General features: G+C 72.6%; 13 protein-coding genes. 10 read left to right on the top strand and 3 right to left on the bottom strand.

Annotation, left to right across the window (positions count from 1 at the left end):
- Positions 1-3 precede the first annotated feature (3 nt).
- The 6 genes from ABD330_RS08565 (at position 4) to ABD330_RS08540 (ending at position 9,250) form a co-directional block, all read left to right on the top strand.
- Positions 4-2,724: a hypothetical protein gene (locus ABD330_RS08565; protein WP_344462535.1), complete on the top strand. Its 2,721-nt coding sequence runs from the start codon at positions 4-6 to the stop codon at positions 2,722-2,724.
- Positions 2,725-2,907: 183 nt separating this feature from the next.
- Positions 2,908-3,906 (top strand): substrate-binding domain-containing protein, encoded by a 999-nt coding sequence (locus ABD330_RS08560; RefSeq protein ID WP_344462533.1) that lies wholly within the window; start codon positions 2,908-2,910, stop codon positions 3,904-3,906.
- Between the two features lie 40 nt (positions 3,907-3,946).
- Positions 3,947-5,542, top strand: coding sequence for an Ig-like domain repeat protein (locus ABD330_RS08555; protein ID WP_344462531.1), 1,596 nt, complete (start codon positions 3,947-3,949; stop codon positions 5,540-5,542).
- Positions 5,543-5,687: 145 nt separating this feature from the next.
- Positions 5,688-7,406 (top strand): WxL protein peptidoglycan domain-containing protein, encoded by a 1,719-nt coding sequence (locus ABD330_RS08550; protein ID WP_344462528.1) that lies wholly within the window; start codon positions 5,688-5,690, stop codon positions 7,404-7,406.
- Complete coding sequence (locus ABD330_RS08545; RefSeq protein WP_344462526.1) at positions 7,403-8,338, top strand: sortase domain-containing protein; 936 nt, start codon at positions 7,403-7,405, stop codon at positions 8,336-8,338. Before ABD330_RS08550 ends, ABD330_RS08545 begins: the two co-directional genes overlap by 4 nt.
- A 90-nt stretch (positions 8,339-8,428) precedes the next feature.
- Positions 8,429-9,250: a phosphate ABC transporter ATP-binding protein gene (locus ABD330_RS08540; protein ID WP_344462524.1), complete on the top strand. Its 822-nt coding sequence runs from the start codon at positions 8,429-8,431 to the stop codon at positions 9,248-9,250.
- Here ABD330_RS08540 and ABD330_RS08535 read toward each other — a convergent pair.
- Entirely contained in the window at positions 9,226-9,525 is a 300-nt protein-coding gene (locus ABD330_RS08535) for a protealysin inhibitor emfourin (RefSeq protein ID WP_344462522.1), read from the bottom strand. The two genes, ABD330_RS08540 and ABD330_RS08535, sit on opposite strands and share 25 nt — an antisense overlap.
- A 180-nt stretch (positions 9,526-9,705) precedes the next feature.
- Entirely contained in the window at positions 9,706-10,734 is a 1,029-nt protein-coding gene (locus ABD330_RS08530; protein WP_344462520.1) for a M4 family metallopeptidase, read from the bottom strand.
- A gap of 318 nt (positions 10,735-11,052) precedes the next feature.
- On the opposite strand from ABD330_RS08530, the gene leuA reads away from it, so the two are divergent.
- The 4 genes from leuA to ABD330_RS08510 all read left to right on the top strand — a co-directional run bounded on the left by leuA (position 11,053) and on the right by ABD330_RS08510 (position 15,590).
- Positions 11,053-12,834, top strand: coding sequence for a 2-isopropylmalate synthase (leuA, locus tag ABD330_RS08525; protein ID WP_344462518.1), 1,782 nt, complete (start codon positions 11,053-11,055; stop codon positions 12,832-12,834).
- Between the two features lie 346 nt (positions 12,835-13,180).
- The gene (locus ABD330_RS08520; protein WP_344462516.1) at positions 13,181-13,726 is read left to right on the top strand and encodes a TerB family tellurite resistance protein; all 546 of its coding nucleotides are present in this window, start codon (positions 13,181-13,183) and stop codon (positions 13,724-13,726) included.
- A 233-nt stretch (positions 13,727-13,959) separates the two neighbouring features.
- Entirely contained in the window at positions 13,960-14,706 is a 747-nt protein-coding gene (recO, locus tag ABD330_RS08515) for a DNA repair protein RecO (protein ID WP_344462514.1), read from the top strand.
- A gap of 5 nt (positions 14,707-14,711) precedes the next feature.
- On the top strand, positions 14,712-15,590 hold the full coding sequence (locus tag ABD330_RS08510; protein WP_344462512.1) for an isoprenyl transferase: 879 nt from the start codon (positions 14,712-14,714) through the stop codon (positions 15,588-15,590).
- Positions 15,591-15,712: 122 nt separating this feature from the next.
- On the opposite strand, the gene ABD330_RS08505 is transcribed toward ABD330_RS08510, so the two are convergent.
- Entirely contained in the window at positions 15,713-16,123 is a 411-nt protein-coding gene (locus ABD330_RS08505; RefSeq protein WP_280714496.1) for a Fur family transcriptional regulator, read from the bottom strand.
- Positions 16,124-16,131 lie beyond the last annotated feature (8 nt).

Here is a 16,131-nt window from a genome sequence, read left to right as displayed (position 1 = left end):
GGCGTGATCAGGCACACCGTCCTACGGCGGGCGCTGCGTACGGCCGGCGCGCTGGCCCTGGTACTGGCCACCGCGGCCGGTGCGACGCTCTCGGGGGGCTCGGGAGAGCCGCCCGCACAGGTCGCCTCGGCCGCCTCGGCGACGCCGCGGATCCCGGTCGACCCGATCGCCGGGGCACCCGTCCCGATCGACGGTGCGGGTGCCGGGGCCGCTGGGACCGCCGGGGGAGTCGCGCCGGCCGTGCCGAAGGGCGCCGCCGCGCCGGTCGGGCCCGCCGGGCCGGCCGGGCCGGCCGGGGCGCCCGCCGCCGGGACGGCGGCCGGCGCGGTGCGTCCGGAGTCGGCCGATCCCGGGAAGGTGATCGTCCGGGGCAAGGGCGAGTTCGCCGGTCTCCAGGTGACGGTCGCCCAGACCACCCACCTGGTCAACCAGGTGGTGGCCGTCACCTGGCAGGGCGGCCGGGAGACCACGCCCAGCCCGATGTCCTACGGCCAGAACTACCTGGAGCTGATGGAGTGCTGGGGTGACACCGACAGCGGCCCGGACCGCTCCCAGTGCCAGTACGGCGCCGCCAAGGGCGATGCCCGGGGAGGGGCCTACGTGCCCAGCCGGCAGCTCAACTACGGCCGCACGCTCACCGATCCGGCCGAGCCGATGGTGCAGACCCAGCCGAACCAGAACGTCTACGTGCCGTTCCGCCCGGCCAACGGCGGGACACCGGACACCGGCGGCACCAGCCAGTACTACGACTCGCAGTCCACCAACGAGGTGCCGTTCGCGCCGACCCGCGCGGACGGGACGGGCCAGGTCTTCTTCGAGATCGAGACCGGCACCGAGGCCTCCGGCCTCGGCTGCGGGCAGACCCCGGCGGGCCAGCCCGGGCCGTTCAGCGAGGGGCGCCGCTGCTGGCTGGTGATCGTCCCGCGCGGCAGCCACGAGGTGGACGGTACGGTGCCCACCGGGGACTCCGCCAAGCTCCAGTCCTCACCGCTCAGCAGCACCAACTGGGCCGGGCGCATGGTCGTCCCACTGCACTTCGAGCCGATCGGTCTGTCCTGCCCGATCGGCAGCGTCGAACGGACCACCTCCGGCAACGAGTTGGCGGCCGAGGCGGTCTGGCGCTGGCAGCCGGTGCTCTGCCGGCAGGCCGGCGGGATCTTCAACTACATTCCCACTTCGGACGATTCGGCGCGCAAGGCGCTCACCGACGACGGCGACCCCGGACTGGTCTACGTCGGCCGCCCACTGGGCCCGGCCGCGAAGGTGCCCGGCCGCACCCCGATCTACGCCCCGCTCGCGGTGTCCGGGCTCACCATCGCCTTCGACATCGAGAGCCAGTCCTACTCCCGCACCCCGCTGGACGTCCGCAAACAGGACGGGCAGCGCATCCAGGACATGTCCCTGAGCCCCCGGCTGGTGGCCAAGCTGATCACCCAGAGCTACCAGTACTCCGTCAACCCGGGTGACCCGCACATCCCCAAGGGCAACCCGCTCGACCTGACCTCCGATCCCGAATTCCTGGACCTGAACCCGCAGTTCAAGGACCTCTACTTCCCCTCCAGGATCCCCGACCTGCTGCTGCCGACCGGCTCGGGCGACGCGATGCTCCTGGTCTGGCAGTGGCTGCTGAGCGACCCGGACGCCGCCGCCTTCCTGCACGGTACGGTCAGCCCCAAGTACCACGACTCCGTCAACCCCGAGTTCCTGCGCCCGGACGTCCAACTGCCGGCCGCCAGTTTCCTGCGGGCCGACGGCTACTGCGAGGAGTTTCCGGACGACCCCGCCAAGCCGGGGCAGCTCTGCAACGCCGACGGCCACCCGCTCTCCAAGAGCATGCGTGACGGCGCCCGCGGCGCGGCCCGCGGCGACACCCTGGCCAAGACGATCTGGGACCCGACCCCGCCCGGCACCTACAAGTCGGTGCCGCTCCAGGCCCAGGGGCTGCGCGGCGTGATGGCGCTGACCACCACCGCCCAGGCGGCCAAGTTCGGCCTCAGCACGGCCAAGCTGCGCAACGGAGCGGGCGAGTACGTCGCGCCGACCGACAGCGCACTGCTCGCCTCGCTCGGCCAGGTCGTCCACAGCAGTGACGGCGGCGTGCTGCTCACCGACCCGACCTCGAAGGTGCCGGGGGGCTACCCGCTCACCGACGTCACCTACGCCGCCACGGTGCCCTCCGCGCTGACCAAGGACGACGGCAAGTCCTATGCGGGGCTGCTCCGTTACGCGATGGGTGACGGCCAGACGACGGGCGTCGCGGCCGGCCAGCTGCCCGACGGGTACCTGCCGCTGCCGGCCGCCTGGCGGACCAGGACCCTCTGGGTGGCCCAGCTGATCGAGCAGTGGGCCGGTGTACCCGAGACCACCCCCGGCGCCCGGCCGCCGGCCGGCCCGCCGCCGCCGATGACGGCGCCGGACACCGGCGGGTCCTCCGGCGGCTCCGGCCCGGACGGCTCCGGCGACCGTCCGGCCGACCGCAGCGGCCCGGCCGGTGCCGGACACGCCGCCGCACCGGACGCCGGCCAGGAACCGGCTCCCGGCCCGAGCCCCTCCCACAGCACCGCCACGCTGGCCCCCGCCGCCGAGGCCGCGCCGGTCGCCCGTACAGCCACGACGGCCGTCGGCGGTCTGCGCTACCTGCTGCCCGGCGCCCTGCTCGCCGGGCTGCTCGCCGGCGGCGCCGGGATCCTCGTCCCCCTGCTGCTGCGCAAGCGGCGCCCCTGACCGATCCACCTGCCGGAGCGCCTGCTGTTCCGGCCACCGCTCCCGTACACCGCTCCGTCCCACCGCTCACTTTCACCGCTCCGTCCGAACAGCCGACGCATGTGCGCCACACGACGGAAGGTCCTTCCGCCGTGCCCAGGAACAGCTGCCCCGCAGCTGCCTTTGTGAGGGATGAACACCGTGATGAGCTTCACCAAGAGCCACCTCGCCAAGTGCGTCACCGTCGCCGCCGGTCTCGGCCTGCTGGTCGCCGGTGCGGGTATCGCCCAGGCCGACCCGTCCGGTGCGCCGGCCTACCGCCAGCTCGCCGGTGTCGGCTCGGACACCACGCAGGGCGTGATGAACGCGCTCTCCAACGCCGTCACCCTGGGCGGCCAGAAGGTCATCGGCTCGTACGACGCGGTGGGCTCGCCCACCATCAACACCAAGAGCACGGCCGCCTGCCAGGGCCTCACCCGCCCGAACGGCTCCGGCGCCGGCCGCACCATGCTGCTCAACGAGCTCAACAAGAACAACAACTGCCTGGACTTCTCCCGCTCCTCCAGCCTGAACCTCGCCGCCGCCACCCCGGGCCTGACCTACGTCCCGTTCGCGGTGGACGGCGTGACGTACGCGGTCAGCGCCGGCAGCTCGCTGCCGCTCGACCTCGCCGTCTCCGACCTGCACGCGATCTACAGCTGCGACCCGGGCTTCGTCGGCACCGCCCCGAACTACTCCGTCCACCCGCTGCTCCCGCAGGCCGGTTCCGGCACCCGGAGCTTCTGGGAGACCACCGTCGGCATCACCGAGGCCGACGTCGTCGCCAAGAAGTACCCCTGCATCAGCGACACCAAGGGCGGCAAGCCGATCGAGGAGCACGACGGCCGCGTGCTGGACCCGACCTCGCTGGTGCCGTTCTCGATCGCCCAGTACATCGCGCAGAGCTCCGGCACCCTCGCCGACCTGCGCGGCACCGCCCAGCTCGGCAACATCAACGGCGTGCCCTCGCTGCTGCTGAACACCGGCGCGGCGGCCACCCGCGACGTCTACAACGTGATCCCGAGCAGCAAGGTCGCCACCAGCCCGTGGAGTGACGTCTTCGTCGGCGGCAACGCGCTGATCTGCCAGCAGTCCGCCGTCATCACGCAGTACGGCTTCGGCGTCAACAAGAACTGCGGCGACACCTCGCGCACCACCGGCTGACCCTCCCTCCACCACTTCTGAAGGAAAGGCACCACCCACCGTGAGCATCCGCATCCCGCGTTCCGTCGCCCTCGGCGCGGCCACCTTCCTGGCCGCCGGCAGCATCAGCATGATCGGCTCCGTCGACGCGTACGCCGACGGCGTCAGCCCGACCATCGGCACCCTGGCCGTCAACCCGGCCACCGGCGCCGACGACTCACTGCTCAACGTGGTCACCTCGGGTTCCTGCCCGGGCGGCACCAACCTGCAGACCCTGGTCTTCGGCCAGGGCTTCCCGGCCGACGGCTACGGCGTCACGCTCAACCAGGCACAGTCGGTCTTCCCGCCCGACGCGCAGGGTGACCTCAACATCCCGCTCAGCGACACCCTGCGCAGCTTCGCACAGAAGAACGGCTTCACCACGCTGAGCGGCAAGTACGAGTTCCACATGCGCTGCCGCGCCAAGCTCGGCACGACGTACTTCGGCGACTTCGTGGGCGCCATCTGGTTCACCAGCCCCACCACGTACACCTCGACCGACCCGAACCCGCCGGCCACCACCGCGACCACCACCACGCTCGCGGTGACCCCGGCCGGCTCGGCGACCGTCGGCGGCAACGTCACGCTGACCGCCACGGTCTCCCCGGCCACCGCCGGGACGGTGCAGTTCCTGGACGGCACCGCCGCGCTCGGCGCACCCGTCGCGGTGGCCGCCGGCCAGGCCGCGCTCACCACCAACGCCCTGGCCCAGGGCGTGCACAGCCTCTCGGCGGTCTTCACCTCGACCACGGCGGGCTTCCTCGGCTCGACCTCCGCCACCACCACGTACACCATCAGCCCGCAGGGCGCGCAGTCCACCACCACCGCGCTCGCGGTCTCCCCGTCCGGCTCCGCCGCGCAGGGCACCTCGGTCACCCTCGGCGCGACCGTCACGCCGGATGCCCCCGGCACCGTGGAGTTCAAGGACAACGGCGTCAGCCTCGGCACCCAGCCGGTCAGCGGCGGCGCGGCCCAGCTGACCCTGAGCAGCCTGGCCCAGGGCGACCACCTGCTCACGGCCGCCTTCACCCCGGCCGACGCCACCAAGTTCGCCGCCTCGGCCTCCGCTGCCGTCCCCTTCACCGTCACCCCGGTCGTCACCCCGCCGAACCCCGGCGGCCCGACCCCGCCGTCCCCGGTCGGCGAGACCATCACCACCACCGTCGCCCCCGGCGCGCTGGTGATCAGTGTGGCCGGCTCCGCCGTCACGCTGCCTCCGCTCGCCCTGAACAGCACCAGCACCCTGTTCTCCACCGCCGGCCCGATCCAGGCAGTCACCGTCACCGACACCCGGGCCGGCGCGCCCGGCTGGTCGGTCAGCGGCCAGGTGGCGCCGTTCAGTTCGGGTGCCAACGCGATCAACCCGGAGAACCTCGGCTGGGCCCCGAACCTGGTCTCCAAGGGCGACGGCCTCAAGGTCACCCTCGGCGGCCAGGTCAACCCGGCCAACGCCGTCGAGGCGAACGACACCGGCGTGCTCGGCCTGAAGTCCTCCCGGACGCTGGCCACCGCGACCGGCCTCGGCACCGCCAAGGTCGGCGCCGACCTGACCCTGCTCGCCCCCACCTCCACCCAGGCCGGGACGTACCAGGGCGTGCTCACCCTGACCGCGATCTGACGCCTGCCCGTCACCGACCGGCATCCAGGTCGTAAACCGGCGGCCGGACCGCCCTGGCCCAATGGCTCCCATGAGCCGAAGGCGCCAGGACGGTCCGGCCCGCCCACCCCAACTCACGTACCACAAACGAGGGATGACGCTGCCGATGCGCCGATGGCTCCTGGTACTCGCTCCCGCCCTGCTGACCCTGCTGCTGGGCGGCGGGGCGGCCCGTGCGGACACCCCGACCGCGCAGACCTTCGGCATCCAGCCCGCGAGCGCGACCGAGCCGGACAGCCGGGGCACCTTCTCGTACTCGGTGACGCCGGGGGCGCTGGTCAAGGACCACGTCGCGGTGTGGAACTACGGTGACCAGCCGCTCACCCTGCGGCTCTACCCCGCCGACGCCTTCAACACCGACTCCGGCGGCTACGACGTCCTGCCCGAGGGCAAGCCGTCCACCCAGGCCGGGAGTTGGGTGCGGACCGCCGCCGACTCGCTCACGCTGCCCGCGCGCAGCCGGCAGATCGTGCCGTTCACCCTCGCCGTCCCCGCCACCGCCTCGCCCGGCGACCACGCGGCGGGCATCGTCGTCTCGCTGCGCCGCGAGAGCAAGGACGCCAAGGGCAACGCCGTGACGGTCGACCAGCGGGTCGGCGCCCGCGTGCAGATCCGGGTCTCCGGCGCGCTGCACGCCGAACTGAAGGTCCTGGACGCCCGGGCCGTGTACCACCCGAGCCTCAATCCGCTCGACAGCGGCCGCACCACCGTCAGTTACTCCGTCCGCAACACCGGCAACGTCCGCCTGGGCGGTCGGCAGGCCGTCCGGGTGAGCAACCTGCTCGGCTCGATCGCGACCGGCGCCGCCCCCGCCGACCTGCAGGAACTGCTGCCCGGGAACACCGTCAGCTACCACTTCGACGTCAGCGGCTCCTACCCGGTGCTCTGGTCCACCGCCGGGATCACCGTCGACCCGCTCGCGGTCGGCGCCGACAAGGACCCGCAACTCTCCAGCACCGTGGCCAAGCAGGGCTTCGCCAGCATCCCGTGGGCCCTGCTGGTCGTCCTGCTGCCGTTCGCCCTCATCGGCTACGCTCTGCGGCAGCGCCGCCACAACCGGCTGACCGGCATCCCGGCCCTCCCGGCGCCCGTCGTGGCCGGCGCTCTGCTGGCCGCCGCCCTGCTGCTCGGACAGCTCCCGCTCGCCCCGCACGCCTCGGCTGCCGAGGCCGGCACGCTCGCCTCGCCCGCCGACACCGGCACGCTCGCCTTCGACTACGAGACCGGGCACGACGACGACGCCATCGACGTGCTCACCTCCGGGCTCTGCCCGGCGGCCGGCGACTACCTGGCCGTCCGGATCACCGGTGCGGGCTTCCCCGCCGAAGGCGCCCCGCTCACCGGCACGGTGGCAGCCGCCGCGTACCGGCGCGCCGCCAACGGCGGGTACGTCCTGCCGCTCGCCAACACCCTGCGGGTGGTGGCCAACCGCAGTGGCGCGGGCCCGTTGCACGGCGCTTACACCGTCACCGCGAGCTGCCGGGCCAAGGTCGCCCCCACCTCGCTGCGCGACTTCACCGGGGTACTGAACTTCGGCACGCCCACCAGCTGGCAGGCCGTCACCGTCGCCCCGCCGGGCGTGATCCAGGAGGCAGCGGCCGACCCGCAGACCGGTACGGCACCGACCGCCGGCCAGACCGGTGCCGCACCGGCCGGTGCCGCACCGGGCGTGCGGCGGACGGCGGCGGTGCGGACGGCCTCGTCCGGTACGCCCGTCGGCTCCTGGCTCGTGATGGGCGCCGGGGTACTGCTGCTGGGCTGGATCGGGGTGCCCTACGCGCGGCGCCGCCTGGCCGGGCGCGGCGCGGGGGAGGACGTCAAGTGACACTCACCCGCCCGCCCGCCGTGCCCGCGTGGTTCCCGCAGGCGGTCGTCCCGCCGCCGCCCGCCCCCGTCCGGGCCCGGCTGCGCCCGGACGGCCCGCAGCTGGTCGGCGCCGCGCTGTCGATCGCGGCGGCGATGCTTCTCGGACTGCTGCTCGACCTCGGGCCGCTCGGCGGCCTGCGCCACCTGCGCGACCACGAGACCGGCTACGCCCAGCTGCGCGAGAGCCTGGCCAAGGGCACCACGCCGATCGGCCAGCGCACCTCGGGCGGCGCCCTGGTCGACCCCGGCACCCCGATCGCCCTGCTGACCATCCCACAGCTGGGACTGCGCGAGGTGGTGCGGGAGGGGACCTCCGGCGACGTGCTGGAGTCCGGCCCCGGGCACCGCCGGGACAGCCCGTACCCCGGACAGGCCGGTACCAGCATCCTGTTCGGCCGCCAGGCCGGCTTCGGCGGGCCGTTCGGGACCCTCGGCAACCTCCGGCCGAGCGAGACCTTCACCGTCACCACCGGCCAGGGCACCCACACCTACCGGGTGCTGGACGTCCGGCGGGCCGGCGACCCGGTGCCGGCGGCCCTGCCGAACGGCGCGGGCCGGCTGGTGCTGGCCACCGGGGACGGGCCGCGGTACGCGCCGTCCGGGGTCCTGCTGGTCGACGCCGACCAGGTCTCCGCCGTGAAGGACGCCAACGCCCGTCCGCTCGGCGCCGGTTCACTGCCACCCGGCGAGCTGGCGATGGGGACGGACAGCGGCGCCTGGATCCCGCTGGTGCTCTGGGGCGAGGCCCTGCTGCTCGCCGCCCTCGCGCTGGCCTCGGCCTGGTCCCGCTGGGGCCGTCCGCAGGCCTGGATCGTCGGGGTACCGGTGCTGAGCGCGCTGGGTCTCGCCGTCGCGGACGAAGTCGCCCGCCTGCTGCCCAACCTGGTCTGACCCGCCCGCCGCCGTCGTTGCCGTGAGCCGCCACCACCGTGAGCCGCCAACACCGTTGAAGGAGACCACCGTGAAGGAGACCACCACCCCATGACCAGCATCGAGAGCACGGTCCTGCTGCCCGCGCGGCCGTCCACGGCGGGGACCCTCGATGCCCGGGCCGTGTCGGCCTGGTTCGGCGACCGCAAGGTGCTGGACCGGGTCTCGCTGACCATGCCCCAGGGGCAGGTCACCGCGCTGATCGGCCCGTCCGGCTGCGGCAAGTCCACCTTCCTGAGGATCCTCAACCGGATGCACGAGCTGATCCCGGGCGCCGCCCTCGCGGGCGAGGTGCTGCTCGACGGCACGGACGTCTACGCCCCCGAGCGCCGGCTCACCAGCGCCCGGCGGGACATCGGGATGGTCTTCCAGAAGCCCAACCCCTTCCCCGCGATGTCGATCTACGACAACGTGGTGGCGGGCCTCAAGCTCACCGGCATCCGGGCCTCCCGGCCGGAGAAGGACCACCTGGTGGAGGAGTGCCTGGGCAAGGCCGGGCTCTGGCGGGAGGTTCAGGACCGGCTGCGCCAGCCCGGCGGCGCGCTCTCCGGCGGCCAGCAGCAGCGGCTGTGCATCGCCCGATCGCTGGCCGTCCGCCCCAAGGTGCTGCTGATGGACGAGCCCTGCTCGGCCCTCGACCCGACCTCCACCCGCCGGATCGAGCAGACCATCCGCGAACTGGCGGAGACGGTCACCATCGTGATCGTCACCCACAACATGCAGCAGGCGCAGCGCGTCTCGGACCGCTGCGCCTTCTTCCTGGCGGAGCAGGGCACCCCGGGCGCCATCGTCGAACACGGCCCGACCGGGGCGATGTTCGCGACCCCGGCGGACCCCCGCACCTCCGACTACGTCAACGGCCGCTTCGGCTGATCCGGCCGGCTGACGCCCTCGTGCAGCACCAGCGAGATCAGCTCGCGCTGGCAGTCCGTCAGCTTCGGGTCGGCGCAGTGCACCGTCCGGCCGTCGACGGTGATCTCGTAGTGGTACCCGTCCGGCACCCCGTACGAGGGTGCGCGCAGCCCGCCGGCCACGGCCTCGCGGGCGAGGGCGTGGACGTGCGGGGCGTCGGGCCGGTCGGCGGTGTCCAGCTCCGCGCGGTGGGCGCGGCCAGCCAGGCCGCCGGTACGGGTCACCTGGATGTACATGGTCGCCAGTCTGCTGCCTGGTGATGGGATTTGCTGGGTTTTTACAGAGTTTGCGCGAACCGTGCCCAGCTGACACCCAGCCCGCTCCAAGGTTTCGCCCGCCGGGAACGGGCAGCCCGGCGGGTCGGCCCGGTCGGCCCGGTCGGCCCGGTCGGCCCGCCGGCCGACGGCCGACGGCCGTCAGGTCGCGCTGACGCCGACCTGCGACCAGGCGGCGATCACGGTGTTGGCCACCGCCTCGTCGGTGTAGCGGGCCCGGGCCGCCGCGGCGGTGGCCTTGGCGAAGGCGGTGAAGTCCGCGTCGTGGGCGAGCCGGCCGCCCGTCAGGGTGTCGTACCAGACCTGCCCGGCCCGCTCCCAGGCGTTGCCGCCGAGGGCGGTGGCGAGCAGGTAGAAGGCGTGGTTGGGGATGCCGGAGTTGATGTGCACCCCGCCCTGGTCCTCGGTGGTCTCGACGTAGTCGCCCATCTGGGCCGGCTGCGGGTCCTTGCCGAGCCGGGGGTCGTCGTACGCCGTGCCGGGCGCCTTCATCGAGCGCAGCGCGACGCCCTGGACGCCGGGCGCGAGCAGGGCGGCGCCGATCAGCCAGTCCGCGTCGGCGGCGGGCTGCCGCAGCGCGTACTGCTTGACGAGCGAGCCGAAGACGTCGGAGACCGACTCGTTGAGCGCGCCGGACTGGCCCTGGTAGTCCAGGCCCGCGCTGTACTGGGTGACGCCGTGGGTGAGTTCGTGGCCGATCACGTCCTGTGAGGAGGTGAAGTCGTTGAACAGGACGCCGTCGCCGTCGCCGAAGACCATCCGGGCGCCGTCCCAGAAGGCGTTGTCGTACTTCTGCCCGTAGTGGACGGTCGCGTCCAGCGGCAGCCAGGCGCCGTCGACGGAGTGCCGTCCGTAGACCTCCTCGTACAGCGCGAACGTCGCCCCGAGGGCGTCGTACGCGCGGTTGACGCCGGCGTCCTTGACCGGCGCGCCGCCCTCGCGGCGGACCGGGCGCCCTGGTGCCTTCTGGGTGTGGTGGGCGTCGCCGATGGTGCGGGTGAGGTGGTGCGGCGGGGGTGCGGGGGCGGCCGCCGGGGCCGCGGTCAGGCGGCCCGCGCGGTGGACGGCGTCCAGGGCCAGTGAGCGCTGGGCGGCCTCGTGGCCCTGCTCGGCCAGCCGGTCGAGCATGTACGGCGGGATGATGGTGCAGAACTGCGCGCCAGATGTCATGTCGCCAAGCGTGACGCATCGGTGACTTGTTGTCACGGTGCTGCCGGTGTCTCAAGGGGTGGAATGGTGGTGCGGTTCACTGCTCGCGCCGGGGGACCTGGGTTACGCTGGGCAACATCATGCGTTACGGGCTGCTTCTTCTTAGCTGCCGCGGCGAGGGCCTGTAGACCACGAAGGCCGGCCCCCTCGCCGCGGGGATCGTGCTGTGCCCATGCATCTCCTGAGCGATGCATTCCATGCGGCGCAGAAGTCGGCCGAGTCGGGTGTTCATCCACCCCGACCAGCCCGCAATCGACAGAGAAGCCGAGAGTCTCCTTCATGACTGAGCAGTCTTCGATCGCCCGCGCGTTCATCGACCGTCCCACCCCGATCACCGCCTCGTCCGTCCGGCAGCAGCCGTCCGGCATGCCGTTCGGCCGCTACGTACCCTTCGGCGCGATCGACCTGCCGGACCGCACCTGGCCCGGCAAGGTCATCACCAAGGCGCCGCGCTGGCTGTCCACCGACCTGCGGGACGGCAACCAGGCGCTGATCGACCCGATGTCCCCGGCCCGCAAGCGCAAGATGTTCGACCTGCTGGTGAAGCTGGGCTACAAGGAGATCGAGGTCGGCTTCCCGTCCTCCGGCGCCACCGACTTCGACTTCGTCCGCTCGCTGATCGAGGAGGGCGCGATCCCCGCGGACGTCACCATCTCGGTGCTGACCCAGGCCCGCGAGGACCTGATCGAGCGCACGGTGGAGTCCCTGATCGGCGCCCCCCGGGCCACCGTCCACCTGTACAACGCGACCTCGCCGCTGTTCCGCCGGGTGGTCTTCAAGGGCTCCAAGGACGACATCAAGGCCATCGCGGTGGACGGCACCCGGCTGGTGATGGAGTACGCCGAGAAGCTGCTGGGCGAGGACACCGTCCTGGGCTACGAGTACTCGCCCGAGATCTTCATCGACACCGAGCTGGACTTCGCCCTGGAGGTCTGCGAGGCGGTGATGGACGTCTGGCAGCCGGGCGAGGGCCGCGAGATCATCCTGAACCTGCCGACCACGGTGGAGCGTTCCACTCCGAACGTCTACGCCGACAAGATCGAGTGGATGTCGCGGAACCTGTCCCGCCGCGAGTTCGTCTGCCTGTCCACCCACCCGCACAACGACCGGGGCACCGGCGTCGCCTCCGCCGAGCTGGCCGTGATGGCCGGTGCGGACCGGGTCGAGGGCTGCCTGTTCGGGCAGGGCGAGCGGACGGGCAACCTGGACCTGGTCAACGTCGGGATGAACCTGTTCTCGCAGGGCGTCGACCCGATGATCGACTTCTCCGACATCGACGAGATCCGCCGCACCGCCGAGTACTGCAACCAGATGGCCGTCCCGGAGCGCCACCCGTACGCCGGCGACCTGGTCTACACCTCCTTCTCCGGCTCGCACCAGGACGCCATCAAGAAGGGCTTCGACGCTCTGGAGGCCGACGCGGCGGCGGCCGGGGTGCCGGTCGGCGAGTACACCTGGGGCGTGCCGTACCTGCCGATCGACCCGAAGGACGTGGGGCGCTCGTACGAGGCCGTCATCCGGGTCAACAGCCAGTCGGGCAAGGGCGGCATCGCGTACGTCCTGAAGAACGACCACAAGCTGGACCTGCCGCGCCGGATGCAGATCGAGTTCTCGAAGATCATCCAGGCCAAGACTGACGCCGAGGGCGGCGAGGTCACCCCGGCCGACATCTGGGCGGCCTTCCAGGACGAGTACTTGCCCACCCCGGACAACGCCTGGGGCCGGATCTCGCTGAGCGGTTCGCGCAGCCTGACCACCGAGGACGGCCGGGACGCGCTGACCACCGAAGCCGTCCTGGACGGCGTCCCCGCGACGCTGACCGGTACCGGCAACGGCCCGGTCTCCGCCTTCGGCGACGCGCTGGCCCGGATCGGCATCGACGTCCGCGTCCTGGACTACGCCGAGCACGCGCTGAGCGAGGGCGGCGACGCCCAGGCCGCCGCGTACGTCGAGTGCGCCGTCGACGGCCGGGTGCTGTGGGGCGTCGGCATCGACGGCAACACCGTGCTGGCCTCGCTGAAGGCCATGGTCAGCGCCGTCAACCGGGCGCAGCGCGGATAGTTCGTACGGGGGGCGTTCCGGGGAGGGCTCCCGGGACGCCCCGGGGGCCCCTCCGGAGAAATGTGTTCCACGCCACATCTTTACCCGTTCGGGGTGCTGACACGTGTCCTTAACCGTGGCAGCATCTATCCACCGGAACCGGGGTCGGTGGGACGGCCCCCGCCTTCCGGTCGCGTGACCTGCCCATTGATGCGCAGGCCGCCTGCCATGTCTGGGGAGTGGCGCCGTGACAGGGTTGTGGGGTGTCCGCCCTAGGTGGCGGACGGACGTCCTCGGTGATTTCTTCTGTCCCGGCTGTGGCGGGGACCGCAACTACCGCCGACAGCACGGTCGGCGGTGGCTGCGGTTGGTCGGTACGCCGATCCTCCCGGTCGGGCCGGTGGTCGGCAGCGTGCAGTGCACCTCCTGCCACGGCAGGTACGGCGTCGAGACCCTGGAGCAGCTCACCAGTGTCCGGCTGGCCTCGATGCTCCGCGACGCCCAGTACACCGTGGCCCTGGCCGTGCTCGCGGCCGGCGGCACGGGTGGCCGGGCGGCCCGGGAGGCCGCCTGCGCGGTGGTCCGCGAGGCCGGGTTCGAGGACTGCGGAGAGGTCCAGGTGCTGGCCGCGCTGGCCGCGCTCTCCGGGGTCGACGGCGAGGTGCCGGTCGACCTCGACGGCGCCGGCAGCGGTCTGACCATCGAACTGCACGCCGCGCTCGAACCCCTGGCCCCGCACCTGGCCCAGCAGGGCCGCGAGCGGCTGCTGCTGCAGGGCGCCCGGATCGCGCTGGCCGACGGCCGGTACCTCCCGCAGGAGCGCGCCGCGCTGGCCGCCGTCGGCCGCTGCCTCAAGCTCGCCGAACTCCGGGTCGGCGAACTCCTCCAGTCGGCCACCAGCGCCCCGCACTGACCACGGCGTCCGGCGTTCCGCCGCCCGCCCGGCCGCCCTGCTCACCGCGTCACCACCCCCTCAGACCCCCACAGACCGGGCCCGAACCCCCCTCCGGGCCCGCCGTCACCCGCACCCGAGGCGTCCCCCCACGGACCTGGGTGCGGGCGGACGGCTGTCCGGGCACCGGGCGGCTTGGGGGACAATGGTCGGATGGCCACCCTGTCCGACACCCGCTGCCCCGGAACGCGCGCATGAGCCTCATCCGCGACGACGGCGTGGTGCTGCGCGTCCAGAAACTCGGTGAGGCCGACCGGATCATCACCCTGCTGACCCGCCAGCACGGCCGGGTGCGCGCGGTCGCCCGGGGCATCCGCAAGACCAAGTCGAAGTTCGGCGCGCGGCTGGAGCCGTTCTCCCACGTCGACGTGCAGTTCTTCAGCCGGGGCGCCGACCTGGTCGGCCGCTCGCTGCCGCTCTGCACCCAGGTGGAGACCATCGCCCCCTACGGCGGCTCGATCGTCACCGACTACGGCCGCTACACCGCCGGTACGGCGATGCTGGAGACGGCGGAGCGGTTCGCCGAGAACGAGGGCGAACCGGCCGTCCAGCAGTACCTGCTGCTGGTCGGCGCGCTGCGCACACTGGCGGCCGGGCTGCATGAGTCGCACCTCGTGCTGGACGCCTTCCTGCTCCGTTCGCTGGCGGTCAACGGGTACGGCGCGAGCTTCACCGACTGCGCCAAGTGCGGTATGGACGGCGTCAACCGGTTCTTCTCGCTCCAGGCGGGCGGTGTGCTCTGCTCGGACTGCCGGGTACCCGGAAGTGCCGTACCCTCCCCTGAGACACTGGTACTGCTCGGCGCGCTGCTGTCAGGGGACTGGCAGACGGCGGACAACTGTGAGCCCCGGTACTGGCGCGAGGGCAGCGGGCTGGTGGCCGCCTATCTGCAGTGGCACCTGGAGCGGGGCATCCGCTCGATGAGATACGTGGAGAAGTGAGCACCATGGCAGCGCGACGCCTCTTCGGCAGCAAGCAGCGGGAGTACGTGACTCCGACCCCGCACCCGAGCGGCGCCCGGCCGCCGAAGCTCCCCGGCGAGCTCGTCCCGGAGCACGTGGCGATCGTGATGGACGGCAACGGGCGCTGGGCCAAGGAGCGCGGGCTGCCGCGCACCGAGGGCCACAAGGTCGGCGAGTCCGTCGTGCTCGACGTCCTCAAGGGCGCCATCGAGCTCGGCGTGAAGAACATCTCGCTGTACGCCTTCTCCACCGAGAACTGGAAGCGCTCGCCGGACGAGGTGAAGTTCCTGATGAACTTCAACCGCGACGTCATCCGCCGCCGCCGCGACGAGATGGACGAGATGGGCGTCCGGATCCGCTGGGCCGGCCGGATGCCGAAGCTGTGGAAGAGCGTCGTCCAGGAGCTCCAGGTCGCCGAGGAGCAGACCAAGGACAACGACGCCGTCACCCTCTACATGTGCGTCAACTACGGCGGCCGGGCCGAGGTCGCGGACGCGGCGGCGGCGATCGCCCGCGACGTGGCGGCCGGCAAGCTCGACCCGGCGAAGGTCACCGAGAAGACCGTCGCCAAGTACATGTACCACCCCGACATGCCGGACGTGGACCTCTTCCTCCGCCCCAGCGGCGAGCAGCGCACCTCCAACTTCCTGCTCTGGCAGAGCGCGTACGCCGAGTTCGTGTTCCAGGACGTGCTCTGGCCGGACTTCGACCGCCGCGACCTCTGGCGGGCCTGCGAGCAGTTCGCACGGCGCGACCGCCGCTTCGGGGGCGCCCTGCCCAACGAGGTGACCGCGCCCGGCGCGCCCACCCCGGGTGGGCCGGCCGTCGGCGGCCTCGCCACCGAGGTGCCGGCGCAGCGCTGACCCGGCTCCGCCGGCCAGGATCTGGTTGACCCGAGCGACGGGAGGGGCCCCAGCCTTCGGCTGGGGCCCCTCCCGTCCTGCTGGGCCGATCTACTGCTGGGCCGATCTACTGCTGGGCCGGGCTACTGCTTGGCCGCGCACTCCGCGCAGGTGCCGAAGATCTCCAGGGTGTGGGCGATGTCGCTGTAGCCGTGTTCGGCGGCGACGGTGTTGGCCCAGCGCTCGACCGCCGGGCCCTCGACCTCCACGGTGGCGCCGCAGTGACGGCAGACCAGGTGGTGGTGGTGCCCGCTGCTGCAACGGCGGTAGACGGCTTCGCCGTCGGAGGTGCGCAGCACGTCCACCTCGCCCGCGTCGGCCAGCGACTGGAGCGTGCGGTAGACGGTGGTCAGACCGACCGAGTCGCCTCGGTGTTTGAGCATGTCGTGCAGCTCCTGCGCGCTGCGGAAGTCCTCGATCTCGTCCAGGGCCGCCGAGACGGCGGCTCGCTGCCGAGTTGATCGGGCGCGCGGCGACGGGCCTGCGGTGGTCACCGTGGGTC

It is taken from the genome of Kitasatospora kazusensis, assembly GCF_039529945.1.
GTDB classification, from domain to species: Bacteria; Actinomycetota; Actinomycetes; order Streptomycetales; family Streptomycetaceae; genus Kitasatospora; species Kitasatospora kazusensis.
The sequence above is the reverse complement of the archived record's forward strand: the minus strand, read 5'-3'. Positions and strand labels throughout refer to the sequence as shown.